Genomic DNA, 19,801 nt, shown 5'->3' with positions numbered 1-19,801 from the left:
CAGAGCGTGGGCGATCTCTTGTCGCGGCTGTCGCTGCAGCCGGTTGAATCCAGCGATTTCGAGGCCATGCTGGCCCTGCGCGTCGATGCGATGCGCCCCAGCCTGGAGCGCGTGGGGCGCTTCGACCCGGCGCGCTCGCGCGAGCGGCTGCAGGCCGGTTTCGTCGTGCCCTTCATGCACCACATCGTGCTCGACGGCGAGCTGCGCATCGGCTTCGTCACGCTCAAGCCCGAGGGCGCGGATGCGCTGCGGCTGGACCACCTCTACCTGCGCACCGGCTTCCAGGGCCTGGGCATCGGCGAGTGGGTGCTCGAGTGGGCCAAGTCGCAGGCGCGCGAACAGCGGATGGACATCAAGCTCACCGCGCTCGTGCAGAGCGATGCCAACCGCTTCTACCTGCGGCACGGCTTCGTGCTCGAAGGCGAAGAGGGCGTCGACCTGCACTACCGCTGGCGCGTGTCGTCCCCGGAGGACGCGTGCTGAACAAGCCGGCGGCTGCACTGGAGCGCGCGATTGCCGAATCAGGCGGCATGGCGCAGCGCCGCGCGATTGCCAAGGCCATCACGCTGCTCGAATCGACCCGCGCCGACCACCGCGCGCAGGCCGATGAACTGCTCACCGCCCTGCTGCCGCGCACCGGCCATTCGTTTCGCCTCGGTATCTCGGGCGTGCCGGGCGTCGGCAAGTCGACCTTCATCGAGACACTGGGCCTGCTGTTGATCGGCAAGGGCCACCGCGTGGCGGTGCTCACCATCGATCCCTCGTCCACCGTCTCGGGCGGCTCCATCCTTGGCGACAAGACGCGCATGGAGCGGCTCTCGGTGCACGAGCGCGCCTACATCCGCCCCAGCCCCTCGAGCGGCACGCTCGGCGGCGTGGCCGAGAAGACGCGCGAGGCCATGCTGGTGTGCGAGGCCGCAGGCTACGACATCGTGATCGTCGAGACCGTGGGCGTGGGCCAGAGCGAAACCGCCGTGGCCGGCATGACCGACATGTTCGTGCTGATGCAGCTGCCCAATGCGGGCGACGACCTGCAGGCCATCAAGAAGGGCGTGATGGAGCTGGCCGACCTCGTCGTCATCAACAAGGCCGACATCGACAAGGACGCCGCGACGCGCGCGCAGGCACAGATCACCTCGGCGCTGCGCCTCTTCGGCCACCAGGGCAACCCGGACCATGCGCATGCGGCGCACGACGCGCACAGCGGCGCCGAGGTGCGCTTCTGGCTGCCCCAGGTGCTGCAGCTCAGCGCATTGGCCGGCACCGGCGTCGACGCCTTCTGGGATGCCGTCACGCAATTCAGGCAGCTGCAGAGCGCCAACGGCAAGCTCGCCAGGCGCCGCGAGAAGCAGGCCACCGCGTGGATGTGGGAACGCATCGACGCCGGGCTCAAGCAGGCTTTCAGGCAGCACGCGCAGGTGCGCGAATTGCTGCCGCAGCTCACGCGGCAGGTGGCGGAGGGCGCGCTGCCCGCATCGACGGCGGCGCGCCAGCTGCTTGCGGCGGCCGCCATCACCGCCAGGCCATGACCCCACACCAAATTCAGGACCACAGCTTCGGAAGCACACCATGCAAGAACTGATCGAACAACTCGAAAAGCGCCGCGCCCAGGCGCGCCTGGGCGGCGGGCAGAAGCGCATCGACGCGCAGCACGCCAAGGGCAAGCTCACGGCGCGCGAGCGCATCGAGCTGCTGCTCGACGACGGCACTTTTGAAGAATGGGACATGTTCGTCGAGCACCGCTCGGTCGATTTCGGCATGGCCGAGCAGAAGATCCCGGGCGACGGCGTGGTCACGGGCTACGGGATGATCAACGGCCGCCTCGTGTTCGTGTTCAGCCAGGACTTCACGGTCTTTGGCGGTGCGCTCAGCGAAGCGCATGCCGAAAAAATCTGCAAGGTGATGGACCAGGCCATGAAGGTCGGCGCGCCGGTCATCGGCCTCAACGATTCGGGCGGCGCGCGCATCCAGGAAGGCGTGGCGTCGCTCGGCGGCTATGCCGACGTGTTCCAGCGCAACGTGATGGCCTCCGGCGTGGTGCCGCAGATCAGCATGATCATGGGTCCGTGCGCGGGCGGCGCGGTGTACTCGCCCGCCATGACCGACTTCATCTTCATGGTGAAGGACTCCAGCTACATGTTCGTCACCGGCCCCGAGGTGGTGAAGACCGTGACGCACGAGAGCGTCACGGCCGAAGAGCTGGGCGGCGCCGTCACCCACACCACGCGCAGCGGCGTGGCCGACATGGCGTTCGAGAACGACGTCGAGGCGCTCATGATGCTGCGCCGCCTGTACAACTACCTGCCGCTCAACAACCGCGAGAAGCCGCCGGTGCGCCTGGGCAACAACGGGCAGGGCGATCCGGCCGACCGGCCCGACTACTCGCTCGACACGCTGGTGCCAGACAACCCCAACAAGCCCTACGACATCAAGGAGCTGATCCTCAAGGTGGTGGACGACGGCGACTTCTTCGAGCTGCAGCCCGACTACGCGAAGAACATCGTGATCGGCTTCGCGCGCATGGAAGGCCAGACCATCGGCATCGTGGCCAACCAGCCGCTGGTGCTCGCGGGCTGCCTGGACATCAAGAGCAGCATCAAGGCCGCGCGCTTCGTGCGCTTTTGCGACGCCTTCAACATTCCGGTGGTCACTTTTGTCGACGTGCCCGGCTTCATGCCTGGCACCGGACAGGAGTACGGCGGCATCATCAAGCACGGCGCCAAGCTGCTCTACGCCTATGCGGAGTGCACGGTGCCCAAGATCACCGTCATCACGCGCAAGGCCTACGGCGGCGCCTATGACGTGATGGCCTCCAAGCACCTGCGCGGGGACGTCAACCTGGCCTGGCCGCGCGCCGAGATCGCGGTGATGGGCGCGAAGGGCGCGGTGGAGATCATCTTCCGCGAGGACAAGAACGACCCCGAGAAACTCGCCGCCCGCGAGGCCGAGTACAAGGCGCGCTTCGCCAATCCCTACGTGGCGGGCGCGCGCGGCTACATCGACGACGTGATCCTGCCGCACGAGACGCGCAAGCGCATCTGCCGCTCGCTCGTGATGCTGCGCGAGAAGAAGCTCGAGAACCCGTGGCGCAAGCACGGAAACATCCCACTGTGAGCGGCACGGAGAAGAAGAACATGTTCAAGAAGATCCTGATCGCCAACCGCGGCGAAATCGCCTGCCGCGTGATCCAGACCGCGAAGAAGATGGGCATCCTCACCGTCGCGGTCTACTCCGACGCCGACAAGGAAGCCCGCCACGTCGAGTTGGCCGACGAGGCCGTGCACATCGGCGCCGCGCCCAGCCGTGAGAGCTACCTGCAGGCCGACCGCATCATCGAAGCCTGCAAGAAGACCGGCGCCGAGGCCGTGCATCCGGGCTACGGCTTCCTGTCGGAGAACGAAGCCTTCGCGCGCAAGGTCGAGGAAGAGGGCATTGCCTTCATCGGACCCAAGCACTATTCGATCGCGGCCATGGGCGACAAGATCGCCTCCAAGAAGCTCGCGAACGAGGCCAAGGTCAACACCATCCCGGGCTGGAACGACGCCATCGAGACGGCCGAGCGCGCGGTCGAGATCGCCAAGGACATCGGCTACCCGGTGATGATCAAGGCCTCGGCCGGCGGCGGCGGCAAGGGCCTGCGCGTGGCCTACAACGACAAGGAGGCCTTCGAGGGCTTCACCTCGTGCCGCAACGAGGCACTGAGCAGCTTCGGCGACGACCGCGTGTTCATCGAGAAGTTCGTCGAGGAGCCGCGCCACATCGAGATCCAGGTGCTGGGCGATTCGCACGGCAACGTCATCTACCTGAACGAGCGCGAATGCTCGATCCAGCGCCGCCACCAGAAGGTGATCGAGGAGGCGCCTTCGCCGTTCATCAGCGACGCCACGCGCCGTGCGATGGGCGAGCAGGCGGTGCAGTTGGCCAAGGCCGTGAAGTACCAGAGCGCGGGCACGGTGGAGTTCGTGGTCGGCAAGGACCAGAGCTTCTACTTTCTGGAGATGAACACGCGGCTGCAGGTGGAGCACCCGGTGACCGAATGCATCACGGGGCTCGACCTTGTCGAGCTGATGATCCGCGTGGCGGCCGGCGAGGAACTGCCGCTCACGCAGGAACAGGTCAAGCGCAACGGCTGGGCCATCGAGTGCCGCATCAATGCCGAGGACCCGTTCCGCAATTTCCTGCCTTCGACCGGCCGCCTCGTGAAGTTCCAGCCGCCGGCCGAGACCATGTTCGCAGCCGACACCGAGCGCCTGAACGGCGTGCGCGTGGACACCGGCGTGTACGACGGCGGCGAGATCCCGATGTACTACGACTCGATGATCGCCAAGCTCATCGTGCACGGCAAGGATCGCCAGCATGCGATTGCCCGCATGCGCGAGGCGCTCAACGGCTTCGTGATCCGCGGCATCAGCAGCAACATCCCGTTCCAGGCCGCGCTGCTCGCGCATCCGAAGTTCGTGGCGAGTGATTTCAACACCGGCTTCATCGCCGAGCACTACGGCAAGGGCTTCCATGCGGAAGACGTGCCGCACGCCGATCCGGCTTTCCTGATTGCGCTTGCGGCCTATGTGCACCGCCGCTATCGCGCGCGGGCCTCCGGCATCAGCGGACAGCTCGAAGGCCACGGCGTGAAGGTGGGCGAGCAGTTCGTGGTGGTGGAGCTGGGGCCGGAGGGCAAGCATGTGCACCATCCGGTGTCGGTCACCGACTTCCATGGCAAGACCGGCGCCAGCGCCGTGGCCGTGGGCGGCAAGAGCTACAAGATCGACAGCGGCTTTGCGCTCGGCGCCATTCGCGTGCAGGGCATGGTCAACGACCGGCCCTTCACCGCGCAGGTCGAGCGCGGTGCCGGCAAGAACCCGCTGGCGCTGCGCGTGTCCCACGACGGCACGCAGATCGAGGCGATGGTGCTGTCGCCCCTGGGTGCGCGCCTGCTCGAACTGATGCCCTACAAGGCCCCGCCCGACCTGAGCAAGTTCCTGATGTCGCCCATGCCGGGCCTGTTGGTCGAGGTGTCGGTGCAGCCGGGGCAGCAGGTGCGGGCTGGCGAGAAGCTGGCCGTGATCGAGGCCATGAAGATGGAAAACGTATTGTTCGCCACGCAGGACGGCGTGGTCGGCAAGATTTCGGCGGGCAAGGGCGAATCGCTCGCCGTCGATCAAATCATTCTGGAGTTCAACTGATGGGTGCCAACGACTTGCAAACAACGATCACGCTGCACCGGCCCGCCAAGGCCGTGGCGCCGCAAGGCCCCTGGACGGTCGAAGCGATTCAGGCGCTGCTCGACAAGCCGCTGATGGACCTGCTGTTCGAGGCGCAGACGGTGCACCGCCAGCACTTCCCCGAAGGCGACATCGAGCTGGCGACGCTGCTGTCGGTCAAGACCGGTGGCTGTCCCGAGAACTGCGGCTACTGCCCGCAGTCGGCCGAGTTCGACACCGGCGTGAAGGCGCAGAAGCTCATGGAAGTCGACGAGGTGGTGCGCGCCGCGCAGGCCGCCAAGGACGCCGGCGCCACGCGCTTTTGCATGGGCGCCGCATGGCGCGCGCCGAAGGACCGCGACGTCGAGAAGGTGGCCGTGCTGGTCGAGGCCGTGAAGGGGCTGGGCCTGCAGACCTGCGCCACGCTCGGCATGCTGGAGCCGCACCACGCGCACCAGCTCAAGGCCGCGGGCCTGGACTACTACAACCACAACCTCGACACCGCGCCCGAGTACTACACCGACGTGGTCGACACGCGCACCTACCAGGACCGGCTCGACACGCTGGCCCATGTGCGCAGCGCCGGCATCAGCGTGTGCTGCGGCGGCATCGTCGGCATGGGCGAGCAGCCGGTGCACCGCGCGGGACTGATCGCGCAGCTGGCCAACCTGGATCCGTACCCGGAGTCGGTGCCGATCAACAGCCTGGTGCGCGTGCCCGGCACGCCGCTGGCCGATTCGGAGCCGGTCGATCCCTTCGACTTCGTGCGCATGATCGCGGTCGCGCGCATCACAATGCCGACCGCACGCGTGCGGCTCTCGGCGGGCCGCCAGCAGATGGGCGATGCGGTGCAGGCGCTGTGCTTCATGGCCGGCGCGAATTCGATCTTCTACGGCGACAAGCTGCTCGTCACCGGTAACCCCGACGTCGAAGCCGACACGGTGCTGCTGCGCAAGCTCGGCCTCAATGCGCGGCAGGTGCAGGAGCAGCCCGAAGGTTGCGCCGCATGACCACCGCCGCCGCACGCCCCTTCAAGGTGCTGGGCATCCAGCAGATCGCCATCGGCGGCCCCGACAAGCTGCGCCTGCAGAAGCTCTGGGTCGACATGCTGGGGCTCGAGGTCACGGGCACCTTCAAGAGCGAGCGCGAGAACGTCGACGAGGACATCTGCTCGATGGGCAGCGGGCCGTTCAAGGTCGAGGTCGACCTGATGCAGCCGCTCGACCCCGAGAAGAAGCCGGCCGTGCACACCACGCCGCTCAACCACGTGGGCCTGTGGATCGACGACCTGCCCAGGGCCGTCGAGTGGCTCACCGCGCAGGGCGTGCGCTTTGCGCCCGGCGGCATCCGCAAGGGCGCGGCGGGTTTCGACATCTGCTTTCTGCATCCGAAGGCGAACGACGAATTCCCGATTGCGGGCGAGGGCGTGCTGATCGAGATGGTGCAGGCGCCGCCCGAGGTGGTGAGCGCCTTCAGCGCGCTGGCCGCTACGCGTTGAGCACCTTCCTGATCGGCGGCTTCACGTCCGAACGCTGAGGCGGCAGCATCGGCTGGTGCTCGCGCGCCGGGTTCAGGATGATCGAGGTGGCGGTTTCGGTGAGGATGCAGAACTTGGTGACCACCGCGTCGAGGTGGCTCACGTCGATGACGGCGATCTCCAGGATCCAGCTGTCGTCGCCGGTCACGTTGTAGGCATTGACGCATTCGGGCGTCTGCTGCACCAGTTCGACCACGCGCGCATAGTCGGCGCGGCCCACGCGGATGATCGCGCGGATGCCGTAGCCGAGCTTGCCGAGGTTCACGGTCGCGCGGTAGCCGCTGATCACGCCCGCCGCCTCGAGCTTTTTCACGCGCTCCGTCACGGCCGGCTGGCTCAGGTGCACGCGGCGGCCGAGCTCGGCCATGGTGAGCCGCGCATCGGCCTGCAGTTCGGCCAGGATGCGGGTGTCATGCGCGTCCAGCGCGGGGTTCAAGCTGAAGTCCATGCAACTCCTTAAAATCGACGGTATGAAACGCAAAGAACCATGAGATGTGCATGGTTGCGAGAAGATTGCTTTCATACCATGGACGGCGTTTCCATACCAACAAGACAACATCGCCATGCCCACTCTCGCATCCCCCGCCCAAGCCGCATCCGGCTCCGCGCGCACCGCGCTGCCGCCGCTGCTGTGGCTCTGCCTGGCCGCCACCTGGGTGGTCTGGGGCTCGACCTATCTCGCGATCAAGTACGCGCTGATCAGCTTTGCGCCGTTCCTGCAGATGGGCTCGCGCTTCCTGTTCGCGGGCGTGCTGCTCGCCGCCTGGATGCGCTGGCGCGGCGCGGCTTGGCCTTCGCGCCTGCAGTGGCGCAATGCCCTCGTGGTCGGCACGCTGATGCTGGGCGGCGGCATGGGCGGCACGGCCCATGCCGAGGTGTCGATCGGCTCGGGGCTGGTGGTGGCCTTCATCGCGGTGGTGCCGCTGCTGATTGCGCTGCTCAACCTGATCTGGGGCGTGAAGCCGACGCGGCTGGAGGCGGCGGGCATTGCGCTCGGGCTCATCGGCGTGCTGATGCTGACGCAGGGCAGCGGCTTCCAGTCGTCGCCAGCAGGCCTGGCGGCAATTTCCATTGCCTGCATCTGCTGGTCGATGGGCAGCGTGCTGAGCCAGCGCAGCCTGCCGCTCGCGCCCGGCGCGATGGGTTTCGCGAGCGAAATGATCTGCGGCGGCGTGGTGCTGCTGGTGCTCTCGGTGCTGTCGGGTGAACAGCTGGTGTGGCCACCGCAGCCCGAGGCGGCAGCTGCCTGGCTGTACCTCGTGGTGTTCGGCTCGCTGATCGCGTTCAACGCCTACATGGTGCTGCTCGCAAGGGCGCCCGCCGCCCTGGCCGCGAGCTACACCTTCGTCAATCCGGTGATTGCGATGCTGCTGGGCGTGTGGATTGCCAACGAGACCGTGACGCGCTTCGAGTGGTACGCGGTGGCCGTGGTGCTGGCCGGTGTTCTGCTGCTGCTCTTCAAGCGCCCGCAGAAGGCGAAAGAGAGCTGAAGCTCGTGCCGTTCAGGTGCCCGGGCGGCGCCAGAAGGCCAGCGTGGCGGCCAGCAGCCACATGCCAGCCGCGCAGCTGCGGTTCAGCGCCTTGAGGCCGCGGCGCGAGAGCCAGCGCACGGCCTGCGTTCCGGCGGCCGCATAGGCCAGCATCACGCAGGTGTCGAGCGCCACGAAGATCGCGCCGAGCAGCAGGTACTGCGTGCCTTGCGGCCTTGTGATGTCGATGAACTGCGGCAAAAAGGCCGCGAAGAACAGCACGGTCTTGGGATTCGACAGCGCCACGAGCAGGCTGCGCATGAGCGCGACGCGGCCATGCGGGCGCACTTCGATGGCGGATTTGGCCAGCGCGGCGCCAAGGTCGGCCCCTTCGCTGCGCCACAGCTTGACGCCGAGCCAGACCAGGTAGGCGACACCCGCCACCCGGATCGCGTTGAAGAGCAGTTCCGATGCGGCGAGCAACGAACCGAGCCCGAGCGCAACCACCGCGATCAGCGTGATGCTCCCGAGCGACGCGCCGGCAATGCCCCAGCTCGCGCGGCGCATGCCGCCGTCGATGCCGTTGGAGAGCGCCAGCAGCATCGTCGGGCCGGGAATGACGGCCAGCGCGAGCGAAGCGACGAGGTAGATCAGCAGCGTGTCGAGGGTCATGGCTTGGCGGCCGGTGGGCGTTGTTGCTGTTGCGAGGCGGCGCGCGCGCGCGCCAGTGCGGCTTCGACGATGGAGCGCTTGCGCGTGTCGGCGGCCTGCGGCTCTGCGACCGCGGGCGCTTCTTGCCCGCTCTTGCGCTTGTCGTTTGCGCGGCGGTGCTCTGCGTGCAGCTTGTAGCGCCGCAATGCGGCCTCGGCCTGCGCCTGCGACCAGGCCTGCCAGCCGCTGCGGCCCGGCGTCTCGACCTCGAGCGAGATGCAATCGACAGGGCACACCGGAATGCAGAGCTCGCAGCCCGTGCAGTGCGCTTCGATCACGGTGTGCATGCGCTTGTTGATGCCCACGATGGCATCGGTGGGGCAGGCATCGAGGCAGAGCGTGCAGCCGATGCACCAGGCTTCGTCGATGACCGCCATCGCGCGCGGGCCTTCGGTGCCGAACTGCGGATCGAGCGGGAGCGGCTCGCGGCCGGTGAGCCGCGCCAGCCTGGCCACGCCTTCGGCACCGCCGGGCGGGCACTGGTTGATGCCGGCCTGGCCGTCGGCCAGGGCTTGCGCGTAGCCGGCGCAATCGGGGTAGCCGCAACGTGTGCACTGCGTCTGCGGCAGTGCATCGTGGATGCGTGCGGCCAGCCCGTTCACTTCCTGCGTGCCGCGGGCTTCTTGGCGGGGGCGGCCGCCACGGCTTTCCTGGCTGCGGTGCTCTTGGTGGCTGCAACGGCCGCCGTGCTCCGGCCCGGCTTGATGCGGTCTTCGGCCGGCAGGCTTTCGCGTGCGCCGGCGCGGCGCTGGGGCTGGTCATGGGCCGCGATGAACTTTTGCACCTTGGGATAGACCAGTTCGCGCCAGCGGCGGCCGCTGAAGATGCCGTAGTGGCCGGCGCCCTTGACTTCGTAGTGCTCGCGGTGCGAATCGGCAATGCCGGTGCACAGGCTGTGCGCGGCCTCGGTCTGGCCCGAGCCTGAGATGTCGTCGAGCTCGCCCTCGACGGTCAGCAGGGCGGTCGAATGGATGTCCTGCGGACGCACGCGCTCGATCTGGCCCTTGGGGTTCTTGACGTCCCAGGTGCCGTTCACGAGTTCGAAATCCTGGAACACGGTGCGGATCGTGTCCAGGTAGTAGTCGGCGTCCATGTCGAGCACGGCGTTGTACTCGTCGTAGAACTTGCGGTGGGCCTCGGCGCTTGCGTCGTCGCCCTTGATGAGGTCCTTGAAGTAGTCGTAGTGGCTCGACGCGTGGCGGTCGGGATTCATGGCCACGAAGCCCGTGTGCTGCAGGAAGCCCGGGTACACGCGGCGGCCTTCGCCCGGGAAGCCCTGGGGCACGCGGTAGATCACGTTGTTCTCGAACCACTCGAAGCTCTTGTTCATCGCGAGGTTGTTCACCGCGGTGGGCGACTTGCGCGCGTCGATCGGCCCGCCCATCATTGTCATGGTCAGGGGCAGCGGCTCGCCGCGGCTCGCCATCAGCGACACGGCCGCCAGCACCGGCACGGTCGGCTGGCACACGCTCACCACGTGGCAGTTGCCGTATTCGGCCTGCAGGCGGCGGATGAATTCCTGCACGTAGTTGACGTAGTCGTCGAGGTGGAATTCGCCTTCCGACATGGGCACGAGGCGCGCGTTCTTCCAGTCGGTGATGTAGACCTTGTGGTCCTGCAGCATGGTGCGCACGGTGTCGCGCAGCAGCGTGGCGTAGTGGCCCGACAGCGGCGCCACGATCAGCACCACGGGCTGGCTCTTGAGCGTCTTGAGGATGTGCGGTTCGTCGGTGAACCGCTTGAAGCGGCGCAGCTCGCAGAAGGGCTTGTCGAGCTCGACGGCCTCCTGGATGACCACGTCCTCGCCCTCGACCTTGACGGACTTGATGTTGAACTCGGGCTTCTCGTAGTCCTTGCCGAGGCGGTAGAGCAGGTCGTAGCCCGCCGCCATGCGCTGGGCCATGGGCAGCTGGCCCCACACCGCGCCTTGGCCATAAAGCTTGGACGCCGCTTGCGCGAAGTCCGAAAACGGCTCCATGAGGGAACGCTGGGCTTCGTAGAGTTGATAGAGCATCGCTGGTCTTGGAGTGGAATGTTGCAATGCAATATATCAGCGCATTCGCTGACTTGCAGGGGGCCTAACCCCTACACCGGCCCTGCCGAAAGGGCCGTTTTTAAGCCACGAATGTGAAGGAATCGCAAAACGCGGATTCCCTCACATCCTGCTGACGGCTAGATGACCTTGGCGATCGACGCGCAGACGTAGTCGATGTTCTTGCTGTTGAGCGCGGCCACGCACATGCGGCCGGTGTCGGTGCCGTACACGCCGAACTCGTTGCGCAGGCGCACCATCTGGTCCTTGCTGAGGCCCGAGTAGCTGAACATGCCGATCTGCGTGGTGATGAAGCTCATGTCTTCCTTCACGCCAGCGGCCTTGAGGCCGTCGACCAGCTTCTGGCGCATGGCCTTGATGCGCACGCGCATTTCGCCGAGTTCCTTTTCCCACAGGGCGCGCAGTTCGGGGTTGCCGAGCACCGCGGCCACCACGGCGCCGCCGTGGATCGGCGGGTTGCTGTAGTTGGTGCGGATCGCGATCTTGAGCTGCGACAGCACGCGGCCGGCTTCTTCCTTGTTCTCGCACAGCACCGAGAGGGCACCTACGCGCTCGCCGTAGAGGCTGAAGCTCTTCGAGAACGAGGTCGAGACGAAGAAGGTCAGGCCCGCATCGACGAACTTGGCGACGGCCGCACCGTCTTCCTTCAGGCCGTAGCCGAAGCCCTGGTAGGCCATGTCGAGGAAGGGCACCAGGCCCTTGGCCTTGACCGCGGCCACGACCTGGTCCCACTGCTCGGGCGTGATGTCGTAGCCGGTCGGGTTGTGGCAGCAGGCGTGCAGCACCACGACGGTGCCGGCCGGCGCCGCGTTCAGGGCGGCCAGCATGCCGTCGAAGTTGACGCCGCGCCTGGCGGCGTCGTAGTAGGGGTAGCTTTCGACCTCGAAGCCCGCATTGGTGAACAGGGCGCGGTGGTTTTCCCAGCTCGGGTCGCTGATCAGCACCTTGGCCTTGGGGTTGAGCTTCTTGAGGAAGTCGGCGCCGACCTTCAGGCCGCCGGTGCCGCCGATGGCCTGGATGGTGGCCACGCGGCCCGATTGCACCGGCTCGCTGTCGGCGCCGAAGACCAGGCCCTTGACCGCGTTGTCATACGCCACGATGCCGTCGATCGGCAGGTAGCCGCGCGCCGTGGGCGCCTTCATCATGTTCTGTTCGGCGGCCTGCACGCACTGCAAAAGCGGCAGCTTGCCGTTGTCGTCGTAGTAGACGCCGACGCCGAGGTTGACCTTGTTGGGGTTGGTGTCGGCTGCAAACTGCTCGTTGAGGCCGAGGATCGGGTCGCGCGGTGCCATTTCGACCGCGGTGAACATAGACATGGAGAAAGTCCTTTGGGATGAAAGCTTCGCTGGCAACCGGACTTGCGCTACGCTTTCCGGTTGCCTTGAATTTTACCGGCGCCATCGCCACCTGTCGGGAACAGCCATGCCAGAGAACAACGAAGCCATAGCAGACCTGAAGAAACTGGACCCGATCGGTCCGGCAAAGCAGGGCGAATTCATCAAATACCCCGGTTCGCCTTTCGAACTTTTCCAGCCCTACCCCCCGGCCGGGGACCAGCCGAAGGCCATCGACGGCCTGGTCGAGGGCGTGCTCGACGGCGAGGTGTTCCAAACGCTGCTGGGCGTCACGGGCTCGGGCAAGACCTTCACCATGGCCAACGTGATCGCACGGCTGGGCCGCCCGGCCATCGTGTTCGCGCCCAACAAGACGCTGGCGGCGCAGCTCTACAGCGAATTCCGCGAGTTCTTCCCCAAGAACGCCGTCGAGTACTTCGTGAGCTATTACGACTACTACCAGCCCGAGGCCTACGTGCCGCAGCGCGACCTGTTCATCGAGAAAGACTCGTCGATCAATGAGCACATCGAGCAGATGCGCCTGTCGGCCACCAAGAGCGTGCTGGAGCGGCGCGACACGGTCATCGTGGCCACGGTGAGCGCCATTTACGGCATCGGCACGCCCGAGGACTACACGCAGATGCGTTTCATCATGCGGGTGGGCGACCAGATCGGCCAGCGCGACGTGATCGGGCGGCTGATCCGCATGCAGTACACCCGCAACGAGCAGGACTTTTCGCGCGGCACCTTCCGCGTGCGCGGCGACACCATCGACGTGTTTCCGGCCGAGCACAGCGAGCTGGCCATCCGCATCGAGCTGTTCGACGACGAGATCGAGACGCTGCAGCTGTTCGATCCGCTCACGGGCCGCATCCGCCAGAAGATTCCGCGCTTCACCGTATACCCGTCGAGCCACTATGTGACGCCGCGCGACAAGGTGCTGAGCGCGGTCGAGACCATCAAGATCGAGCTGGCCGAGCGGCTCAAGGAATTCGTCTCGCAGGGCAAGCTGGTGGAGGCGCAGCGCCTGGAGCAGCGCACCCGCTTCGACCTGGAGATGCTCGCCGAGATCGGCCACTGCAAGGGCATCGAGAACTACACGCGCCACCTCTCGGGCGCCGCGCCGGGCGAGCCGCCCGCCACGCTGACCGACTACCTGCCCAAGGACGCGCTGATGTTCCTCGACGAGAGCCACCAGATGGTCGGCCAGCTCAGCGCCATGTACAACGGCGACCGGGCCCGCAAGACCACGCTGGTCGAATACGGCTTCCGGCTGCCGAGCGCGCTGGACAACCGGCCGCTCAAGCTGGAGGAGTTCGAGACGCGCATGCGCCAGTGCATCTTCGTCTCGGCCACGCCGGCGCAGTACGAGAAGGACCATGCCGGCAACGTGGTCGAGCAGCTGGTGCGGCCGACCGGCCTGATCGACCCCGAGGTCGAGGTGCGCCCCGCAACCCACCAGGTGGACGACGTGCTGGGCGAAATCCGCATCCGCGTCGACAAGAACGAGCGCGTGCTCATCACCACGCTGACCAAGCGCATGGCCGAGCAGCTGACCGACTACCTGGGCGACAACGGCGTGAAGGTGCGCTACCTGCACAGCGACGTCGACACCGTCGAACGGGTCGAAATCCTGCGCGACCTGCGCCTGGGCAGCTTCGACGTGCTGGTGGGCATCAACCTGCTGCGCGAGGGCCTGGACATTCCCGAGGTGTCGCTGGTGGCCATCCTGGACGCCGACAAGGAGGGCTTCCTGCGCGCCGAGCGCTCGCTGATCCAGACCATCGGCCGCGCGGCGCGCAACCTGAACGGCAAGGCCATCCTCTATGCGGACCGGATGACCGACTCCATGAAAAAGGCCATCGGCGAAACCGAGCGCCGCCGCGCCCGGCAGATCGCCTACAACGAGGCCAACGGCATCACCCCGCGCAGCATCGTCAAGCAGGTGCGCGACCTGATCGACGGCGTCTACAGCGAAAAGACCGGCAAGGAAATGGCCAAGCTCGACCTGGAGCGCGCCAAGGTCGAGGACATGAGCGAAAAGGACATCGCCCGAGAGATCAAGCGGCTCGAAAAGCTCATGATGGAGCACGCCCGCAACCTCGAATTCGAGAAGGCGGCCCGGGTGCGCGACCAGCTGGCGCTGCTGCGGGAGCAGGCTTTTGGCGCCTCCGGCGGGGACAATATCGCCGTCCTGCCGTCCTAGGAGGGGGTTCCCGTTTCTTCAAGCGATTCCCGCTGGGGTTTACCCGAGCAGACCTGAAGGTCTTCTGCTATACTTGAGCGAAATACTCAACAACAACAAAAAAGAACTTCGCGATGAAGAACCGATCCCACTGGCTGGTTCACCAGCGCCAGGGGTCGGGCAGGGCGGAGACGAAGTCACCGCGGCCTTGGGGCACGGTGTCATTTCAACGGTAAGCACTTGAAGGAGCTTGCGATGCGTCTCACTACCAAAGGCCGTTTTGCGGTCACAGCAATGATCGATCTGGCGCTGCGTCAGAACACCGGTCCGGTCACGCTGGCTGCGATCAGCCAGCGGCAGCAGATTTCGTTGTCGTATCTCGAACAGCTGTTCGGCAAACTGCGCCGCCATGAGCTGGTCGAGTCGACCCGCGGCCCCGGCGGCGGCTACAGCCTCGGCCGCAAGGCTGCAGATATCACCGTCGCAGACATCATTGTTTCCGTCGATGAGCCCATCGATGCCACGCAATGCGGCGGCAAGGAAAACTGCCTGGGCGAAGCCGGCCGCTGCATGACGCACGAGCTCTGGGCCTCGCTGAACCAGCGCATGGTCGAGTTCCTCGATTCCGTCACGCTGCAGAAGCTGGTCGACGACCAGATCGCCAAGGGCGTGCAGATCGAGAACAAGCCAGTCGTCAAGCGCGCGATTTCCGCGCAGCCGGTGGTCAAGCCGATTCGCGTGAACGCGCCGAATTCGGTGTTTGCCCTCGGCAACGCCTTCGCGAAGTCCTGAAGAAGCCGCGGAGCGCCTTCGGGCGCTGCCGCGAGAAGCCCAGATCAAAGAAACAACCCCACGCCAGCCCGAGCCAGCCATGGACGTCACTCCTCATTTCCCGATCTATCTCGATTACGGCGCCACCACGCCGGTTGACCCGCGCGTGGTCGACGCCATGATCCCCTGGTTGCGCGAGCACTTCGGCAACCCGGCGTCGCGCAGCCACGCCTGGGGCTGGGAGGCTGAAGAGGCGGTCGAGAAGGCGCGCGGCTACGTGGCCGAGCTGATCGGAGCCGACCCGCGCGAGATCGTCTGGACCTCCGGCGCCACCGAGTCGAACAACCTCGCACTCAAGGGCGCGGCCCATTTCTACAAGGGCAAGGGCAAGCACCTCATCACGGTGAAGACCGAGCACAAGGCCGTGCTCGACACCATGCGCGAACTCGAGCGCCAGGGCTTCGAAGTCACCTACATGGACGTCGAGGAAAACGGCCTGCTCGACCTGGACAAGTTCAAGGCGGCGATCCGCCCCGACACCATCCTTGCGAGCGTGATGTACGTCAACAACGAGATCGGCGTCATCCAGGACGTGGTCGCGCTCGGCAACGCCTGCCGCGAAAAGGGCGTGATCTTCCATGTCGACGCGGCCCAGGCCACCGGCAAGGTCGAGATCGACATCGCCAAGCTGCCCATCGACCTGATGAGCCTGGCTTCGCACAAGACCTACGGCCCCAAGGGCATCGGCGCGCTGTACGTGCGCCGCAAGCCCCGCGTGCGGCTCGAGGCACAGATGCACGGCGGCGGCCACGAGCGCGGCATGCGTTCGGGCACGCTGCCCACGCACCAGATCGTGGGCATGGGCGAGGCCTTCCGCATCGCCAAGCTCGAAATGAAGGAAGACATCGCCAAGGCGGCGCGCCTGCAGAAGCGCCTGCTCGACGGCCTGAAGGACGTGGACCAGGTGTTCATCAACGGCGACCTCGAGCACCGTGTGCCGCATAACCTGAACATGAGCTTCAACTACGTGGAAGGCGAGTCGCTGATCATGGGCATCAAGGGCCTGGCGGTGTCGTCGGGTTCGGCCTGCACCTCGGCCAGCCTCGAACCCAGCTACGTGCTGCGCGCCCTCGGCCGCAGCGACGAGCTGGCCCACAGCAGCCTGCGCATGACCATCGGCCGTTTCACGACCGAGGAAGAAATCGACTACGCCATCTCGACCATCAAGCACAACGTCGCCAAGCTGCGCGAGCTGAGCCCCCTGTGGGAGATGTTCCAGGACGGCGTCGACATCAGCACGATCCAGTGGTCGGCCCACTGACGCATTGAACAAAGTTTGAGAGGTACACCATGGCATATTCATCCAAGGTCATCGACCACTACGAAAACCCCCGCAACGTCGGCTCCTTCGAAAAGGGCGACGACTCGGTCGGCACCGGCATGGTCGGCGCGCCGGCCTGCGGCGACGTCATGAAGCTGCAGATCAAGGTCAACCCCGAAACCGGCGTGATCGAAGACGCGCGCTTCAAGACCTACGGCTGCGGCTCGGCCATTGCGTCGTCCTCGCTCGTGACCGAGTGGGTCAAGGGCAAGACGCTCGACGAAGCCGCGGCGCTCAAGAACGCGCAGATCGCCGAGGAACTGGCGCTGCCGCCCGTCAAGATCCATTGCTCGATCCTGGCCGAAGACGCCATCAAGGCCGCCGTGAGCGACTACAAGGCCAAGCACGGCGCCAAGACGGCAGAAGCCGAACCATCGGCAGTCCACTGACATGGCCGTTACGCTGACCGAAGCCGCCGCGCGCCACGTCACCCGCTACCTCGGCAAACGCGGCAAGGGCGTGGGCGTGCGGCTGGGCGTGAAGACCACCGGCTGCTCGGGCCTGGCCTACAAGCTCGAGTACGTGGACGAGTTCGCGCCTGAAGACGTGGTGTTCGAAGACCACGGCGTGAAGGTGCTGGTCGACCCCAAGAGCCTGGCCTACATCGACGGCACGCAGCTCGACTTCGTGCGCGAAGGCCTGAACGAAGGCTTCAAGTTCATCAATCCGAACGAGCGGGACCGCTGCGGTTGCGGAGAGAGTTTCCGCATCTGATGCGCCGTCGCTGACAGCGACCACAGCCGCCACCATGTCATGTGCTGGCGGTTTTTTCTTGCCATGAACCTCAACGACACCGACTTTCAACTGTTCGCAGTCCCCGCAACCTTCGCGCAGGACCGCGCCGTGCTCGACGCCCGGTGGAAGGAACTGCAGCGCGAGGCCCATCCCGACCGCTTTGCCGCGCAGGGCGCCGCGGCGCAGCGCGTGGCGATGCAATGGTCGGTGCGCATCAACGAGGCCTACCAGCGCCTCAAGGACCCGATCCGGCGGGCCAGCTACATCTGCGAACTCCACGGTGCGCCGCTGAATGCCGAGAACAACACCGCCATGCCGCCCGATTTCCTGGTGCAGCAGATGGAATGGCGCGAGGCGCTCGACGACGCCGGCGACACCGCCGCGGTCGAGCAGCTGCAGGCCGAAGTCGAGGCCGGCCGCGCCCGCGCGCTGTCGTCGCTCGACTGGCTGATCGACGAGAAGGGCGACTACCCGGCCGCCGCGCAGCAGGTGAGAGCCCTCATGTTCATTGAGCGCTTCGGACAGGACGTCGAAGCCAAATTCGATCAGTTGGGACAATAGCCGGTATGGCTCTTCTTCAAATTTCCGAACCCGGCCAGGCGCCCGATCCGCATCAGCGCCGCATTGCCGTGGGCATCGACCTGGGCACCACGCATTCGCTGGTGGCCGCGGTGCGCAATGGCGTGGCCGAATGCCTGCCTGACGACCAGGGCCGCGTGATCCTGCCTTCCGCCGTGCGCTATCTCGACCGCGAGCGGCGCCAGATCGGCTTCGACGCGCTCGCCGCGCGCGCGCAGGACGCCGCGAACACCATCACCTCGGTCAAGCGCCTCATGGGCCGCGGGCTGGCCGACATCGCCAACCGCGAGTCGATGTCGTACCGGCTGGTGGACGAGGGCGGCATGGTCAAGGTGGAGACGGCTGCCGGCATCAAGTCGCCGGTGGAGATCAGCGCCGAGATCCTGGCCACCTTGCGCTACCGCGCCGAAGACACCTTCGACGGCGAGCTCTACGGCGCCGTCATCACCGTGCCGGCCTACTTCGACGAAGGCCAGCGCCAGGCCACCAAGGACGCCGCGCAGCTTGCCGGCCTCAACGTGCTGCGCCTGATCAGCGAGCCCACGGCCGCGGCCATCGCCTACGGCCTGGACAACGCGAGCGAAGGCGTCTACGCCGTCTACGACCTGGGCGGCGGCACCTTCGACATCTCGATCCTGCGGCTCACGCAGGGCGTGTTCGAGGTCATTGCCACGGGTGGCGACTCGGCCCTGGGCGGCGACGACTACGACCACGCGCTCGCCGACTTCGTGCTCGCGCAAACCGGCCTGCAGGTGGGCAGCGACGCCGACAAGGCCGCCGTGCTGGTGGCTGCCCGTGCGGCCAAGGAGGCGCTGACCGATGCCGATTCCGTGGCGTTCCACGCCGAGCTTGCCGGCGGCGCCGCCCGTTTCGACCTGGCGCGCGCGCAATTCGACGCCGCCACCAAGCCGCTCACCGACCGCACGATCGCGGCGGTTCGCAAGGCGCTGCGCGACGCGAAGCTCAAGCCCGACGACCTGCAAGGGATCGTGCTGGTCGGCGGCTCCACCCGCATGCCGCAGATCCGCCGCGCCGTCGCCGAATTCTTCGGCCGCGAGCCGCTCGTCAACCTGAACCCCGACGAGGTCGTGGCGCTCGGCGCCGCCATCCAGGCCAACCAGCTGGCCGGCAACAACGGCGCGGGCGATCTGCTGCTGCTCGACGTGATCCCGCTGTCGCTGGGCATCGAGACCATGGGTGGGCTGGTCGAGCGCATCGTGCCGCGCAACCAGACCATTCCCACGGCAATGGCGCAGGACTTCACCACCTACCAGGACGGCCAGACGGCCCTCGCACTGCACGTGGTGCAGGGCGAACGCGACCTGGTCGCCGACTGCCGCAGCCTCGCGCGCTTCACCTTGCGCGGCATCCCACCCATGGCGGCAGGCGCGGCGCGCATCCGCGTGACCTTCACCGTCGATGCCGATGGCTTGCTGAGCGTCAGCGCCAAGGAGCAGGGCAGCGGCGTGGAGGCCAGCGTGGCGGTCAAGCCTTCGTACGGACTCTCAGACGACCAGATCGCGACCATGCTGCAGGAGAGCTTTTCCACCGCGCAGCAGGACATGCAGGCGCGCGCGCTGGTGGAGGCGCGCGTCGATGCCGAGCGCATGCTGCTTGCCACCCAGAGCGCGCTCGATGCCGACGGCGATCTGCTGGGCGAAGAAGAGCGCGCTGTCATCGATGCGTCGATGGCGAAGCTGCGCGAAGCCGCCAAGGGCAATGACGCCGCGGCCATCGAAGGCGCCACCAAGGCGCTGGCCAACGACACCGAAGCCTTTGCCGCCCAGCGCATGAACGCGGGCATTGCGCGCGCGTTGTCGGGCCGCAAGCTCGAATCCCTCTGAG

Annotated in this window: 19 protein-coding genes; 14 read left to right on the top strand and 5 right to left on the bottom strand. The window is 66.5% G+C overall.

What is annotated here, in order from left to right; all coding sequences use genetic code 11:
* Window positions 1–6: 6 nt before the first annotated feature.
* From AC1DMS_RS13490 to AC1DMS_RS13465, 6 genes are read left to right on the top strand one after another with little or no spacing between them, the layout of a single operon-like run.
* Complete coding sequence (locus tag AC1DMS_RS13490; RefSeq protein ID WP_012747249.1) at window positions 7–483, top strand: GNAT family N-acetyltransferase; 477 nt, start codon at window positions 7–9, stop codon at window positions 481–483.
* On the top strand, window positions 477–1,529 hold the full coding sequence (meaB, locus tag AC1DMS_RS13485) for a methylmalonyl Co-A mutase-associated GTPase MeaB (RefSeq protein WP_478181131.1): 1,053 nt from the start codon (window positions 477–479) through the stop codon (window positions 1,527–1,529). The genes AC1DMS_RS13490 and meaB overlap by 7 nt, the downstream gene beginning before the upstream one ends.
* A gap of 40 nt (window positions 1,530–1,569) precedes the next feature.
* The gene (locus AC1DMS_RS13480) at window positions 1,570–3,114 is read left to right on the top strand and encodes an acyl-CoA carboxylase subunit beta (protein WP_007828159.1); all 1,545 of its coding nucleotides are present in this window, start codon (window positions 1,570–1,572) and stop codon (window positions 3,112–3,114) included.
* 20 nt (window positions 3,115–3,134) lie between these two features.
* Window positions 3,135–5,183: an acetyl-CoA carboxylase biotin carboxylase subunit gene (gene accC, locus AC1DMS_RS13475; RefSeq protein WP_478181130.1), complete on the top strand. Its 2,049-nt coding sequence runs from the start codon at window positions 3,135–3,137 to the stop codon at window positions 5,181–5,183.
* Window positions 5,183–6,211, top strand: a complete 1,029-nt coding sequence (gene bioB / locus AC1DMS_RS13470; protein ID WP_018902824.1) for a biotin synthase BioB — start codon at window positions 5,183–5,185, stop codon at window positions 6,209–6,211. The genes accC and bioB overlap by 1 nt, the downstream gene beginning before the upstream one ends.
* Complete coding sequence (locus AC1DMS_RS13465; RefSeq protein WP_062361694.1) at window positions 6,208–6,699, top strand: VOC family protein; 492 nt, start codon at window positions 6,208–6,210, stop codon at window positions 6,697–6,699. Before bioB ends, AC1DMS_RS13465 begins: the two co-directional genes overlap by 4 nt.
* Here AC1DMS_RS13465 and AC1DMS_RS13460 read toward each other — a convergent pair.
* The gene (locus AC1DMS_RS13460; RefSeq protein WP_012747254.1) at window positions 6,689–7,186 is read right to left on the bottom strand and encodes an Lrp/AsnC family transcriptional regulator; all 498 of its coding nucleotides are present in this window, start codon (window positions 7,184–7,186) and stop codon (window positions 6,689–6,691) included. The genes AC1DMS_RS13465 and AC1DMS_RS13460 overlap by 11 nt on opposite strands.
* A gap of 115 nt (window positions 7,187–7,301) precedes the next feature.
* Between AC1DMS_RS13460 and yedA the strand changes: the two genes are divergently transcribed.
* Complete coding sequence (yedA, locus tag AC1DMS_RS13455; RefSeq protein ID WP_412510852.1) at window positions 7,302–8,228, top strand: drug/metabolite exporter YedA; 927 nt, start codon at window positions 7,302–7,304, stop codon at window positions 8,226–8,228.
* Window positions 8,229–8,240: 12 nt separating this feature from the next.
* On the opposite strand, the gene AC1DMS_RS13450 is transcribed toward yedA, so the two are convergent.
* From AC1DMS_RS13450 to AC1DMS_RS13435, 4 genes are all read right to left on the bottom strand, one after another.
* The gene (locus AC1DMS_RS13450; RefSeq protein ID WP_012747256.1) at window positions 8,241–8,879 is read right to left on the bottom strand and encodes a LysE family translocator; all 639 of its coding nucleotides are present in this window, start codon (window positions 8,877–8,879) and stop codon (window positions 8,241–8,243) included.
* The gene (locus AC1DMS_RS13445) at window positions 8,876–9,520 is read right to left on the bottom strand and encodes an RnfABCDGE type electron transport complex subunit B (RefSeq protein ID WP_062361688.1); all 645 of its coding nucleotides are present in this window, start codon (window positions 9,518–9,520) and stop codon (window positions 8,876–8,878) included. Before AC1DMS_RS13445 ends, AC1DMS_RS13450 begins: the two co-directional genes overlap by 4 nt.
* A complete protein-coding gene (locus AC1DMS_RS13440) occupies window positions 9,517–10,932 on the bottom strand; it encodes a polyhydroxyalkanoate depolymerase (RefSeq protein WP_436035755.1) in 1,416 nt (471 codons plus the stop codon). Before AC1DMS_RS13440 ends, AC1DMS_RS13445 begins: the two co-directional genes overlap by 4 nt.
* A 158-nt stretch (window positions 10,933–11,090) precedes the next feature.
* Window positions 11,091–12,287, bottom strand: coding sequence for an amino acid aminotransferase (locus AC1DMS_RS13435; protein ID WP_062361682.1), 1,197 nt, complete (start codon window positions 12,285–12,287; stop codon window positions 11,091–11,093).
* A gap of 106 nt (window positions 12,288–12,393) precedes the next feature.
* Here AC1DMS_RS13435 and uvrB point away from each other — a divergent pair, with 106 nt between their 5' ends.
* From uvrB to hscA, 7 genes are all read left to right on the top strand, one after another.
* On the top strand, window positions 12,394–14,511 hold the full coding sequence (gene uvrB / locus AC1DMS_RS13430; protein ID WP_012747260.1) for an excinuclease ABC subunit UvrB: 2,118 nt from the start codon (window positions 12,394–12,396) through the stop codon (window positions 14,509–14,511).
* Between the two features lie 234 nt (window positions 14,512–14,745).
* Window positions 14,746–15,282, top strand: coding sequence for a Fe-S cluster assembly transcriptional regulator IscR (gene iscR / locus AC1DMS_RS13425; RefSeq protein WP_007828186.1), 537 nt, complete (start codon window positions 14,746–14,748; stop codon window positions 15,280–15,282).
* Window positions 15,283–15,361: 79 nt separating this feature from the next.
* Entirely contained in the window at window positions 15,362–16,582 is a 1,221-nt protein-coding gene (locus AC1DMS_RS13420; RefSeq protein WP_412510855.1) for an IscS subfamily cysteine desulfurase, read from the top strand.
* Between the two features lie 29 nt (window positions 16,583–16,611).
* Complete coding sequence (gene iscU / locus AC1DMS_RS13415) at window positions 16,612–17,031, top strand: Fe-S cluster assembly scaffold IscU (protein WP_012747262.1); 420 nt, start codon at window positions 16,612–16,614, stop codon at window positions 17,029–17,031.
* A gap of 1 nt (window position 17,032) precedes the next feature.
* Entirely contained in the window at window positions 17,033–17,356 is a 324-nt protein-coding gene (gene iscA / locus AC1DMS_RS13410; protein ID WP_012747263.1) for an iron-sulfur cluster assembly protein IscA, read from the top strand.
* A gap of 63 nt (window positions 17,357–17,419) precedes the next feature.
* Window positions 17,420–17,938: a Fe-S protein assembly co-chaperone HscB gene (hscB, locus tag AC1DMS_RS13405; protein ID WP_478181129.1), complete on the top strand. Its 519-nt coding sequence runs from the start codon at window positions 17,420–17,422 to the stop codon at window positions 17,936–17,938.
* Window positions 17,939–17,943: 5 nt separating this feature from the next.
* Window positions 17,944–19,800 carry a Fe-S protein assembly chaperone HscA gene (hscA, locus tag AC1DMS_RS13400; protein ID WP_478079893.1) on the top strand — a complete coding sequence of 619 codons (1,857 nt, stop codon included), beginning with the start codon at window positions 17,944–17,946 and terminating at the stop codon, window positions 19,798–19,800.
* Window position 19,801: the final 1 nt, after the last annotated feature.

The organism is Variovorax sp. 05T418 (assembly GCF_056396385.1).
This window is presented reverse-complemented; position numbering and strand designations above follow the sequence as displayed.

What these genes read in the sequence shown, in the direction of transcription:
- AC1DMS_RS13480 (WP_007828159.1), top strand. Translation starts at nt 1,570, where the DNA reads ATGCAAGAACTGATCGAACAACTCGAAAAGCGCCGCGCCCAGGCGCGC.
- accC (WP_478181130.1), top strand. Translation starts at nt 3,135, where the DNA reads ATGTTCAAGAAGATCCTGATCGCCAACCGCGGCGAAATCGCCTGCCGC.
- bioB (WP_018902824.1), top strand. Translation starts at nt 5,183, where the DNA reads ATGGGTGCCAACGACTTGCAAACAACGATCACGCTGCACCGGCCCGCC.
- AC1DMS_RS13465 (WP_062361694.1), top strand. Translation starts at nt 6,208, where the DNA reads ATGACCACCGCCGCCGCACGCCCCTTCAAGGTGCTGGGCATCCAGCAG.
- AC1DMS_RS13460 (WP_012747254.1), bottom strand. Translation starts at nt 7,186, where the DNA reads ATGGACTTCAGCTTGAACCCCGCGCTGGACGCGCATGACACCCGCATC.
- yedA (WP_412510852.1), top strand. Translation starts at nt 7,302, where the DNA reads ATGCCCACTCTCGCATCCCCCGCCCAAGCCGCATCCGGCTCCGCGCGC.
- AC1DMS_RS13450 (WP_012747256.1), bottom strand. Translation starts at nt 8,879, where the DNA reads ATGACCCTCGACACGCTGCTGATCTACCTCGTCGCTTCGCTCGCGCTG.
- AC1DMS_RS13440 (WP_436035755.1), bottom strand. Translation starts at nt 10,932, where the DNA reads ATGCTCTATCAACTCTACGAAGCCCAGCGTTCCCTCATGGAGCCGTTT.
- AC1DMS_RS13435 (WP_062361682.1), bottom strand. Translation starts at nt 12,287, where the DNA reads ATGTCTATGTTCACCGCGGTCGAAATGGCACCGCGCGACCCGATCCTC.
- uvrB (WP_012747260.1), top strand. Translation starts at nt 12,394, where the DNA reads ATGCCAGAGAACAACGAAGCCATAGCAGACCTGAAGAAACTGGACCCG.
- iscR (WP_007828186.1), top strand. Translation starts at nt 14,746, where the DNA reads ATGCGTCTCACTACCAAAGGCCGTTTTGCGGTCACAGCAATGATCGAT.
- AC1DMS_RS13420 (WP_412510855.1), top strand. Translation starts at nt 15,362, where the DNA reads ATGGACGTCACTCCTCATTTCCCGATCTATCTCGATTACGGCGCCACC.
- iscU (WP_012747262.1), top strand. Translation starts at nt 16,612, where the DNA reads ATGGCATATTCATCCAAGGTCATCGACCACTACGAAAACCCCCGCAAC.
- iscA (WP_012747263.1), top strand. Translation starts at nt 17,033, where the DNA reads ATGGCCGTTACGCTGACCGAAGCCGCCGCGCGCCACGTCACCCGCTAC.
- hscB (WP_478181129.1), top strand. Translation starts at nt 17,420, where the DNA reads ATGAACCTCAACGACACCGACTTTCAACTGTTCGCAGTCCCCGCAACC.
- hscA (WP_478079893.1), top strand. Translation starts at nt 17,944, where the DNA reads ATGGCTCTTCTTCAAATTTCCGAACCCGGCCAGGCGCCCGATCCGCAT.